The 11,591-nt window shown below is 64.3% G+C and carries 7 protein-coding genes and 1 pseudogene; 6 read left to right on the top strand and 2 right to left on the bottom strand.

Features of this window, described 5'->3' with window-relative positions; translation table 11 throughout:
• Positions 1–213: 213 nt before the first annotated feature.
• From J2Z17_RS23700 to J2Z17_RS23690, 3 genes are all read left to right on the top strand, one after another.
• Positions 214–1,680 carry a protein adenylyltransferase SelO gene (locus J2Z17_RS23700; protein WP_209949059.1) on the top strand — a complete coding sequence of 489 codons (1,467 nt, stop codon included), beginning with the start codon at positions 214–216 and terminating at the stop codon, positions 1,678–1,680.
• 137 nt (positions 1,681–1,817) lie between these two features.
• A complete protein-coding gene (locus J2Z17_RS23695; protein ID WP_209949057.1) occupies positions 1,818–2,795 on the top strand; it encodes a zinc-binding dehydrogenase in 978 nt (325 codons plus the stop codon).
• A 265-nt stretch (positions 2,796–3,060) separates the two neighbouring features.
• A complete protein-coding gene (locus J2Z17_RS23690; RefSeq protein ID WP_209949055.1) occupies positions 3,061–4,890 on the top strand; it encodes an ABC transporter ATP-binding protein in 1,830 nt (609 codons plus the stop codon).
• Positions 4,891–4,926: 36 nt separating this feature from the next.
• On the opposite strand, the gene J2Z17_RS23685 is transcribed toward J2Z17_RS23690, so the two are convergent.
• Entirely contained in the window at positions 4,927–7,116 is a 2,190-nt protein-coding gene (locus J2Z17_RS23685) for a hybrid sensor histidine kinase/response regulator (protein ID WP_245224324.1), read from the bottom strand.
• Between the two features lie 405 nt (positions 7,117–7,521).
• On the opposite strand from J2Z17_RS23685, the gene J2Z17_RS23680 reads away from it, so the two are divergent.
• The 3 genes from J2Z17_RS23680 (at position 7,522) to J2Z17_RS23670 (ending at position 10,898) form a co-directional block, all read left to right on the top strand.
• Entirely contained in the window at positions 7,522–8,616 is a 1,095-nt protein-coding gene (locus J2Z17_RS23680) for a glycoside hydrolase domain-containing protein (RefSeq protein ID WP_209949052.1), read from the top strand.
• A 309-nt stretch (positions 8,617–8,925) separates the two neighbouring features.
• A complete protein-coding gene (locus tag J2Z17_RS23675; RefSeq protein ID WP_209949050.1) occupies positions 8,926–10,059 on the top strand; it encodes a LysM peptidoglycan-binding domain-containing protein in 1,134 nt (377 codons plus the stop codon).
• Entirely contained in the window at positions 10,059–10,898 is an 840-nt protein-coding gene (locus J2Z17_RS23670) for a hypothetical protein (RefSeq protein ID WP_209949048.1), read from the top strand. The genes J2Z17_RS23675 and J2Z17_RS23670 overlap by 1 nt, the downstream gene beginning before the upstream one ends.
• Before the next feature lie 599 nt (positions 10,899–11,497).
• Here J2Z17_RS23670 and J2Z17_RS25645 read toward each other — a convergent pair.
• Positions 11,498–11,591: pseudogene (locus tag J2Z17_RS25645) on the bottom strand (IS5 family transposase); the annotation flags it as partial.

Raw genomic sequence — 11,591 nt, 5'->3', positions numbered from 1 at the left:
AAAATCTCCTGCAACCAATCATGTTCGGGCAGCCCCTATATAGGGCGCGCCTTGGGCGGACCAAGCGCGTTCACCGGAGCGTGAGCCAGCGGCGCAAAACAGCGCCAGGCAGGGCCGTGCGCATCGGGGTGCCGCCGCGCCATGCCTTGTGTCTGGCCTTCGCATCGCCATATCAGGGACACGATAACAACAACAACCAGAAGGACAGGACCGATGCAGATCGCTTTCGACAACTCCTATGCCCGCATGCCGGACCGTCTTTATCGTCAGGCGCGCCCGGCCATGGCGCCCGAGCCGAAGCTGATCCGCGTCAACCGGCAGCTGGCAGACCAGCTGGGGCTGGATCTGACCGGGCTTTCCGACGACGAGCTTGCGGCGATGTTTGCCGGCAATCGCCTGCCGGAAGGTGCCGCCCCGATCGCCATGGCCTATGCCGGGCATCAGTTCGGTCATTTCAATCCGCAGCTTGGCGACGGGCGTGCGATCCTTGTCGGCGAGGTGGTCGACCGGGCCGGCAACCGCCGCGACATCCAGCTGAAGGGTGCCGGCGAAACCGCGTTTTCGCGCAATGGCGACGGCAAGGCGGCGCTCGGCCCGGTGCTGCGCGAATATATCGTCTCCGAAGCGATGGCAGCGCTCGGCATTCCGACGACGCGGGCGCTGGCCGCCGTGCTGACCGGCGAGCCGGTGGTGCGCGAAACCATGCTGCCTGGCGCCGTCTTCACCCGCGTCGCCGCCAGCCATATCCGCATCGGCACCTTCCAGTATTTCGCCGCCCGCGGCGACAATGATGCGGTCAAGGCGCTGGCCGATCACGCCATCGCCCGCCATTATCCGGAGCTTTCGGGGCGGGACGACCGCTATCTCCAATTCGTCCGTCAGGTCGCCACCCGTCAGGCGCAACTGATCGCCCGCTGGATGTCGGTCGGCTTCATCCACGGGGTGATGAACACCGACAACATGACGATCTCGGGCGAGACCATCGATTTCGGCCCCTGCGCCTTTCTCGACGCCTATGATCCGAAAAAGGTCTTCTCCTCGATCGACCAGCGCGGCCGCTATGCCTATTCCAACCAGCCGGCGATCGGTCAGTGGAACCTGGCGCGGCTCGGCGAGGCGCTGCTGCCGTTGATCCACGCCGACCAGGACAAGGCGGTGGAGGCGGCCAATGCGCTGCTGGTCGACTACGGCGAAAGCTTCCAGGAGGCCTGGATGGCAGCCTTCCGCGCCAAGCTCGGGCTCACCGGCGAGGACGAGGGCGATCTGGATCTGGTCACCGATTTCCTGGCGCTGATGCATGGCGGCGAGGCCGATTTCACCCGCAGTTTCCGCGCCCTTGCCAAGCTTGCCGGCGGGGCCGACGACGCGGTGCTCCGGCAGGAGTTCCGACAGGCGGACGAATTGCCCCATTGGCTCGGCCGCTGGCGGGTTCGCCTTGCCGACAATCCGCGCACGCCTGGCGAACGGCAGGCGGCGATGGAAGCCGTCAACCCGGCCGTCATCCCGCGCAATCACCGGATCGAGGAAGCCATATCGGCCGCCACCTATGGCGATTTTTCGTTCTTCGACCGGCTGAACGAAGCGCTGGAAAAGCCCTATGAAGAGCCGGCAGAGCACGAAGCCTACCGCCGCCCGCCGCGGCCGGAAGAGATGGTCACGCGGACGTTTTGCGGAACCTGACGGCTTCCGGCAGGGGCGGCGCGGCCTGAAACAGAGCCGGTCGTCGAAACCTCGACCTCGCAGCTGGTGGCGGATGCCACCGCCTGAGGCGACTGCCGCCCGTTCCTATTATCACAGCAATCCTTCGGGAGATCCTCATGCTCAGCGCAACCTATTCATCCTTCGGCGATCCGGCATCCGTCCTGAAAGCGCAAGACCGGCCCCTGCCGGAGCCGGCGCCGGGACAGATCCGGTTGAAAACGCTTCTTTCGGCAATCCATAACCACGATCTTCTGACCGTCTCCGGGCAATATGGCTACAAGCCGGACCTCCCGGCAGTCGGCGGCAGCGAGGCGGTGGGGACGGTCGATGCCCTCGGCGAAGGGGTTACCGGCATCGCTGTCGGCCAGCGGGTCGCCGCGGGCGGCTTGCACGGGGCCTGGGCCGAATATGTGCTGGCCGACCCCAAGGCGGTCGTGCCGCTGCCGGAGGCGATCTCGAACGAGGACGCGGCACAGCTGATCGGCATGCCGCTGTCGGCGCTGTTCCTGCTCGACTTCGTCGGTGCCAAGCCGGGTGACTGGATCGTCCAGAATGCGGCAACCGGTGCGGTTGCCAAGGTGCTTGCGATGATCGCCAAGCATCGCGGCATCCAAGTCGTCAATCTCGTCCGGCGGGCCTCGGCGGTCCAGGAACTCTCCGGGCTCGGCATCGGCAATGCGGTCTCGACCGCAGACGAGGGCTGGCGCGAACAGGTGGCAAAGATCGTCGGCGACGCGCCGATCTCGGTCGCGATCGACGGTGTCGGTGGCGAAGAGGCGGGCGCCCTGATGTCGCTGCTGGCCGAGGACGGACAGCTCATCTCCTTCGGGCTGATGTCGGGCAAGCCGTTGCAGCTTGCCGCGAGCGACCTGATCTTCAAGCAGGCGCTGGTCAAGGGTTTCTGGCTGTCCAAGCTGATGCAGACGACACCGCGTGAAAAGACCAATGGCATGATCGGCGAACTGGTCGAGCTGGTGGCGAAGGGTATCGTGACGCTGCAGGTCGGCGGCACCTTCGAGCTTGCCGATGTCGACAAGGCGGTGACGGCGGCGGCCCAGTCCGGCCGGGCGGGCAAGATCCTGATCCGTGCCTGACAGGGGGTAGCGGAGGCAAGGCAGGTGCGATCGAAAGGATCAAGCCTGCGGGAGAGGATGCCATATCCCCCTGCGGCAGAAGGGGGCATATCCCGCCTGCGGGAGCGGGGGCATTGCCGATAGACAGGATTTGACCCGTTGCCAGATGCCGGCAATGGGAATCCAATGACCGCGATTCTTCCGCATCGCGATCCCCGACGATCCCGAGCCCCCATCTCCTGCCTGCGCGTCCTTTTTCCGGGGCGCGCCTTCCGGACCGACCGCCATGCTGCGCTATTTCGAAACCCTCATCATCCCGACCGCACGGGAAACCCCCGGCAATCCGCCGAGCGGCATTTTCAGCTTCTACTGGTTCTTCGTGCGTCAGGCGAAGGGGCTGTTCCTGGCGCTGCTGGTGGCGAGCTTCTTCGTCGCGGTGGCCGATGCGGCGATCCCGGTGTTCATGGGCAAGCTGGTCAAGGTGCTGACCGCGACCACGCCGGCGCGGGTGTTTGCCGACGGTGCCGGACTGATCTTCGGGCTGATCGCGCTGGTGCTGGTGATCAAGCCGCTGGTCACCGCGCTGCAGGCGCTGGTGCTCAACCAGGCGATCGCGCCCGGCGTCACCAACATGGTGCGCTGGCAAAGCCACTGGCATGTGGTGCGGCAGAACATCTCCTTCTTCCAGAACGATTTTGCCGGCCGCATCGGTTCGCGGGTGCTGGAGATCGGCCATACGCTGCGCGGCTCGGTCGTCTCGGTGATCTCGGTCGTCTGGTATCTGGCGGCGCTCGGCATCATCACCTCGGCCTTCCTGGCGGCCGCCAGCGTCTGGCTGGTCATTCCGGTGGCCGCCTGGACGGTCGCCTATGTCGCCTTTCTCGCATTGATCGTGCCGCAGATCCGCCGGGGCTCGAAGGCAATCGCCTTTGCCCGCTCCGACATGGTCGGCCGGATCGTCGACAGCTACACGAATATCATGACGGTGAAGCTGTTTGCCCGGCCGGAAGAAGAGGATGCCTTCGTTCGCGATTCCGTCGATATCCACACCGGGCGGATGATCGAGCAGCACCGCTGGCTGTCGCTGTTCGGCATCGGCCTTACCCTGCTGTCCGGCTTTCTGATCGCCGGCACCACCTGGGTGGCGATCCGGCTCTGGGCGGATGGCGCGATCGGCATCGACATCGTCGCCATGGTGCTTCCGATGACGCTGCAGATTTCCGGGACGTCGGCCCGCGTCGCGCAGGAAATCACCACGATCTCCGACCAGGTGGGCACGGTGCACGAGGCGATGGAGACGATCGCCAAGCCGATCGGGCTGACCGATCGCCCCGCGGCCCGGCCGCTGGAAGTCTCCAAGGGCGCGATCACCTTCGACGACGTGTCGTTCCATTATGGCCGCAAGGGCGGGATCATCGAGAACCTGTCGCTCGACATCCAGCCCGGCGAGCGCATCGGTCTCGTCGGCCGGTCGGGCGCCGGCAAGTCGACGCTGGTCAATTTGCTGCTGCGCTTCTACGACATCGAGAAGGGCCGGATCACCATCGACGGGCAGGACATTGCCGATGCCACGCAGGACAGCATCCGCCGCTATATCTCGGTCGTCACCCAGGACACCTCGCTGCTGCACCGCTCGCTGCACGACAACATCGCCTATGGCAGGCGGTCGGCCAGCCGCGAGGAGGTGATCGCCGCCGCCACCCAGGCGCATGCGATGGAATTCATTGGCCATCTTTCCGACTGGCACGGCCGCACCGGTTTCGACGCCCATGTCGGCGAGCGCGGGGTGAAGCTTTCGGGCGGGCAGCGCCAGCGTATCGCGATTGCCCGGGTGATCCTCAAGGACGCACCGATCCTGATCCTCGACGAGGCGACGTCTGCGCTCGACAGCGAAGTCGAATCGGCGATCCAGCAGAGCCTGGAACAGTTGATGGAGGGCCGCACGGTGATCGCGATTGCCCATCGCCTCTCGACCATTGCGGCGATGGACAGGCTGGTGATCCTCGACAAGGGCCAGATCGTCGAGCAGGGCACCCATGCCGAGCTTCTGGCACTGGGCGGCCATTATGCCGGCCTCTGGGCGCGCCAGTCGGGCGGGTTTCTGGAAGAGGCTTAAGGGCGGCAAGGGCCGCCCCCGACGACCGTCCCCGGCTCAGTCGGCCAGCAGTTCCCGCACCTTGCGGGCCAGTTCCTCGCCCAGGAAGGGCTTGGTCATGACATGCATGCCGTGGTCCAGATGGCCATGGTTGAGGACGGCGTTTTCGGCGTAGCCGGTGACGAAGAGGATGCGAAGCTCGGGCCGCTCGACGCGCACGGCATCGGCAAGCTGGCGACCGTTCATGCCGCCCGGAAGGCCGACATCGGTGACCAGCAGGTCGATCCGCTGGCCGGATTTCAGGATCTTCAGCGCGGCTGCCGCGTCTTCCGCCTCCAGCACCGTGTAGCCGAGTTCGTCGAGGATCTCGACGGCGACCATACGCACCAGCGGTTCGTCGTCGACGACCAGGATCGTCTCATGCTCGGCGGCGGGGGCAAGATTTGCGGCCTCTTCCTCCACCTGTTCCTCGGCCTGCGCTTCGCCCAGATGGCGCGGCAGGTAGATGCAGATCATCGTGCCCTTGCCGAGTTCGGAATAAATCCGCGCGGTACCGCCGGACTGGCCGGCAAAGCCGTGGACCATCGACAGGCCGAGACCGGTTCCCTGGCCAGTCGGCTTGGTGGTGAAGAACGGGTCGAAGGCGCGCTCGACCACATCCGGCGTCATGCCGGTGCCTGTATCGCTGACGCAAAGCGAGACATATTGACCGGGCGGCAGGTTGCGCTGGCGCGCGGCCCGGTCGTCGAACCAGCGATTGGCGGTCTCGATGGTGAGCTTTCCACCGTCCGGCATCGCGTCGCGGGCATTGATGCTGAGGTTGAGCAGGGCGTTTTCCAGCTGGCCGATGTCGACATGGCTCGACCACAAGCCGCCCGCCAGGGCGGTCTCCACCGCAATCGTCGGGCCGACGCTGCGGGTGATCAGATCCTGCATGTCGGATACCAGCCGGTTCAGCACCGTCGGCTTCGGATCGAGCGTCTGACGCCGGGAAAAGGCGAGAAGCCGCTGGGTCAGGCCGGCGGCGCGCTTGGCCGCCCCTTGCGCACCGGTCAGATAGCGGTCGAGATCGCCGATACGTCCCTGCGCCAGACGCGTCTGCATCAGTTCGAGCGAGCCCGAAATTCCGGCCAGCAAGTTGTTGAAATCATGCGCGATACCGCCCGTCAGCTGGCCAACGGCCTCCATCTTCTGGGCATGGCGCAGCTGTTCCTCGGCATGCATCAGTTCCGCCGTGCGCTCCGCGACGCGCTGCTCCAGCGTGTCATTGAGCGCCCGCAGGGCGGCGGCCGCGCGGTCGCGTTCGGATTCGATGGTCCGTCTCGCCTCGATGTCGAGCAGCACGCCGGGGAAGCTCAGCGCCTTGCCGTCGGGACCGAGCTCGACGCGGCCATTGGCCTCGAGCCAGTAGTATTTTCCGTCGGCGCGGCGCGCCCTGTATTGCTGCACATAGGGGCCGCCACGCGCAAGCGCCTGGTCCATGGCGGCGCGCAAGCCCGGCAGGTCCTGCGGATGCACGCTGGCGACAATCTCGTCGAAGCCGATCTTGCTGTGGCTGAGCGCCGGGTCGAGATCAAAGGCGCGGGCAAAGCCCTCGTCGAATTCGAAGCGGTCATCCGGCAGGTTCCAGAACCAGGTGCCGATGATTGCGCCTGCGGCCAGTGCCAGTTGCACCCGTTCGATGTTGGCGCGCGCCACGGCCTCGCTGGCCCGCAAGGCTGCCTCCGCCGTCTTGCGCTCGGTGATGTCGCGAAACAGCACCGAGACCTGCCGCAATTCCTTCGGTTCCATCCGGGTGGCGGAAACCTCGATGTAACGGGAGACAGCCTCGAACTGAAGTTCGAAACGGATAGGCACGCCGTCGCGCAGGACGTCACCGTAGATCTTCAGCCACTTGTCTGCCGCGGTCGGCTCGATATCCCGCAGCCGCTTGCCGACGATGTCGTGAATGCCGGTGTGGCGCCCATAGCCGGAATTGGCCTCGATATGGACGTAGTCGCTCAAGGGGCCGTGCGGACCGTCGATGAACTCGATGATGCAGAAGCCGTCGTCGATCGCCTCGAACAAGGCACGGTAGCGCGCGCGGCTGCGCAGCATCGCCTCTTCGAGGCTCCCCCTGTCATCCGCATCGAGAGCGGGTTCGGCTTCTCTCGACGCCAGTGCCCGCGCGACGACGGTCTCGCCTCTCAGGCGCAGCACTTCGTTTTCCAGCTCCTCGCGGGAGAGAGATGTGACGTCCAGACTCAACGAATTCTACTCCTCGCAATGCCAATGCGGATACTCGTACGGTAGCTTTGGAAAAAATCTAGTCCTCTTCGCGTCCGGGACAATGGCAAGCCGCTGCTTTGCCCTGCCGTTCGACGCATGGCAAAGCAGCGCTCGTACGGCCGGCCCGGTATCGGCCGCCGCCCGACGATCCAAGGCGGTTTTTTCCTTGCGGCGCGGACGGCCGATTGCGCATCTAATAAAAATCCGCGTCCAGTCGGGTTGTCTTTATGAACCTTTTCAAATGCAGGACGCACTCAAGGATCAGGGGTCGAGCAGAACAGGCGCTGCGCCGGTCCAGTCGGTGACGGCCAGCCCTGACATCGCGCGTTTTCGACGTGCCGGGCAGGACTTCGAGCGGACTTCCAGGGACGGGGGATTTGAGACATGGTTTCACGACGGGATTTCGTCAGGCTCACGACGTGCTGTGCGCTGGCAGCGGCTGCGCCGAAACTTGCCGCAGCTGCGGCTGCGCCAGCGCAGACCTCCAGGCTGCATATCATCGATATGGCCAATGCCGCGTATTTCGATCGCGATCAGGTGCCGGATGGTCTCGACGGGACCAATGCCTGCCGCCAGGTCAACGACCGGTTTCTCGCCAATCTGCGCGATCGGGGCGTCGACACGATCATTCGCTATTATTCCGACAGGAACAATGCCGGGCTGAATTGCAAGAACATCACCGTGCGCGAACGCGACCTGCTGCATGACTTCGATTTCGCCGTGGGGATTGTCTATCAGTATAACGGGCGCGCGAGGGATCGCTATACGATGCAAACCGCCGATCACGACAGCCGGTTCATCCTGGAGCGGGCGAAACGGATCGGCCAGCCCGAGGGCTCGACGATCTATATCGGCGTCGATTCCGACCGATCCCTGAATACGGACGAGAATATCCTGGCCTATTTCGCCTTGCTGAACGCCCGGCTGACACCGCAATACCGGATCGGCGTCTATGCGGCGGGGTCGCGTTGCCGGCTCTTGAAGGAGAGGGGACTTGCCAGCTTTTTCTGGATTCCCGAAGCGCCGGCCTGGGACGGGACCCAGGCCTTCCTCAATTCCGGCGACTGGACGTTTTTTCAGAACAAGACCGAAGTGGGCCAGTCCGCCCTGACAAGGGATGTGGGGCAGGCGGTGAGGATCGACACCAGCATCGTCAATCCGGCTGCCGGAAATTCGATCGGGGCCTTCAAGAGGGACGGGACGATCAAGACCTATGGTGCGGCGAAGCTGGAAACGATCGCCGCCCATCGCAAATGGGTGAATGTGCCGCGGCTGGAGATTTTGGACCGGCCGCAGGGCCGTCCGGTCGGCCATTCCTGCGTCGCCCGCACGATCCATGTCCTGTCGGAATCCGATGGCTGGGCAGAGGTCGATCGCGACGAGGACGGACTGTCCGACGGCTATTGCCGTTCCGGCGACCTCGCCCCCCTTGCCGAGATGCCCCGCTGGAAGAGAGGCTGTGTGCCGGCGCGGATCTGAGCTGGGACCGCGGCGCAGCACGCAGCGTAAGCCCACCCTGTCCCTGCGGGGCGTGGCCGAGACCGGTTTCCCGGAGCTGCGCCGGCCACCCGCCCCGGTCGCGATCCTTTCGTAAAAGCTTGTCAATAAGGCCGTAATTTGGCCAAGAACGGCACGCTGTCTGGTGCATCATGCAAGTCTGCGGCATCGACCCGACGCCGCCCCACCAGAATGATGACCGGATTGAAGATGTGCACCTCGTGATAAGGGTGCTGCTTGGAGGAGACAGGGATGGCTCAGGCCCGCCATACAGTGGTTTCGGGAGATACGTTGTGGGATATCAGTCGCGCCTATCTCGGCCATGCCGGAGAATGGCCGCGGATCTGGCGCTACAACAACAGGCGCGATGTCGTCGCCGTGACCGGCAAGGCGATCGACAATCCGGATCTCATCTATCCCGGCCAGGTCATTCTCCTGCCCGTCAGCCAGGGAATCGGGGCGCAAAGGCCCCGGCAGAGGCCCGCCGGCCAGCCGGCAGCGACGCTCGCCCCGCCCGCGACCGGACACGGCGGCGCGACGGCGCAGGACCCGGCCATGCGCCAGAACCATGCGCCGAGCCCCCAGCCGGTGCGCCGAACCGACGCGCCGCAGGCCCAGAACGGCCAGGGCCCGCTGACCCGGCAGCTCCCCGAGATAAAGTCGCCGGTTGTGTTCAAGTACAAGCTGGATGACATCAAGTTCCCGCCGGTCGCCCAGCCCGGCGTGATCATCGAGATGAAGATGATGGGCAGCGTGCTGTTGTCGACCAAGGAAAACTATCCGGCGGTCTACGTCACCCAGCGCGAGATCGAGGTCGCGGTCACCCAGGCGGCCAACACGGCGTTCAACCAGCTGGCCTCGAAGACCACCATGATCTACGAGCCGGGCACCAACAAGCTGACCCTGCGCTCGATGCTGGTGAGCCAGAGCAAGACCCCCAATCTGCCGACCTTCGCCATCGGGACGCAGATGGATTCGAACAGTCCGGTGCCGAAGCTTCGTTTCGAGATCAAACTGCCGAAGCTCGAGGGAACGATCGGCAATTTCCTCTATCTGGCCGAGGATGTCACCTATGTCGTCGAGCTGACCCCGCAGCCGGGCGCCCCGCGCGGTCCCTCGGCGCAGCCGGTACGCCAGGAAGGCGTCAACTGGCACAAGGTGATCGGCACCGGCCTCGTCATCGGCGCCGGGGTGATCGTGGTCGCCACGCTGATAGAGGATCTCTCCGGCGTCGGCATTGCCGACGATCCGGCCTCCTTTGCCGCAGCCGGCGCTTCCTATGCGCGCGGCATGTCGATGTTGCGCGGGCTTGCGGCGGTTCGCACCGCCGGGACCGTCATGCCCCGGGCGATGCTGCCGGCCACCATGCGGCTCGAACTGACGATCAAGGCCAGTGCCGCCCTGATGCCGGCCATGGCGCGTTGATGGCTGGTCGGACCCGGTATATCCGACTTCTGCTGGCGCTCGCCATGCTGGTGATCGGCGGCGTGCTTCTCTACGGGCAGTTTACCGGGCGGCCGACGCCGGCCGTCGATTCGTCCATCGATCCGGCCGTGCAGATCGCGGCAATCGAAAAGGCGAGCGGAACGCGCATCCTGACTGGCGATCCGGACACCATGACCGTTGGCGGGTCCGACAGGAGCGTCGCAAGCCAGCTGCCGGGGGTGACGCTGGCGCCGGCAGAGACCGCCGGGCTCGGCCCGACGCTGACGGGCATCGGCCTGTCGCTGTCGGTCTATCCGCCCGGCACCTTTGCCGGGCTCTGCCCGGGCATCGTGCTGGCAAGCCGGATCGGCTTCGGCGATGCCGAGGGTGGGGGAACGGATGGTCCGAACTTCATCGTGATCGCCAGCAATCCGGCTTTCGGCGACGACACCAATCTGCGCACGGCGCGGCTCGGGGTGCATCACGAGTTTTCCTCGCTGATCTGGCAGCGCCAGCCGACGATTGCCATGCGCTGGGGCATGCTGATGCCGCCCGGCTGGCAAGCGGACGCGACCGCGGCAGAGGCGATCGGCAAGGCGGGCGATGACGATCCGGCCCCGGACACCGGCATTCTGAGCGCCTATGGCGCGACCTCCACCGAGAATGACTTCAACACCTATGCCGAGATCGCGCTGGGCGATCCCGAGCGGATGCACGCGCTGGCCGCCGCCACGCCTGTCGTCGCGACCAAGCTTGCGCTGCTGATCGAGGCCTATCTCGCGACCGATCCCGGCTTTCGCCCGATGTTCGAGACGCTCGGCTACACGCCGCAAGATTGAACCACCGGACAGGGCGGCTATTTCGACTGGTGCGGCAACCATCGGTCGCTGCCATGTCGCGACTGGTGCGCGAACGAAGGTCTGGCCGCAAGCGACGCATCAAGCCCGTCGCCCCGCTGACTGTGCATGCGCTTGAAGAGCGGCAGCGCGCGGCGACAATATGTGGCTGATCGTGACGTGAATGAGAACAGCGTGCATATGCGCGTCTGCGGTGAAGGTGAGGGAGTCATTCAGACGATCTATTGAGGGTCTTTTTTAAATAAAATCGAATAGTTTTCAATTTAATCGTGTATTCTATAAATGAAACAATGAGGTTATTCGCTTTTTTTGTACTGTGAGGTATGGATTGCTTGCTTATCTTTTTTAGATTACGCATTTTGTTGGATTTTATATTATGTATCAGTTCTTTCACGGGTTGTGGTGGGGTGATATGCAGGATCCGCTTCGGAGCGCAGATGGAGAGAGCGTTGATCACGAGCCTCGCTGTGACGCCTTAACCGTTGAGGGAATTGATCCGCAGAAAATATTTGACCTAAGGAACGAGCGGGCGCTCAGAGATCATCGTTTTAAAATTGGCACTGTGAAATGGTTTGGCGGTCTTAGGCCCTGTTGACAAAGTATGGCAGCCAAATCTTTGCGGCGGCCAGAGCGAGGAATGCTGAGAAGGATTTCCGTGTTTTGTCGTATCGGGTC

Origin of the sequence: Heterorhizobium halophytocola (genome assembly GCF_017873095.1) — a bacterium.
In the GTDB taxonomy this organism is placed as follows: domain Bacteria; phylum Pseudomonadota; class Alphaproteobacteria; order Rhizobiales; family Rhizobiaceae; genus Allorhizobium; species Allorhizobium halophytocola.
Note: the sequence above shows the minus strand (reverse complement) of the source record. Positions and strands in the feature narration are given on the sequence as shown.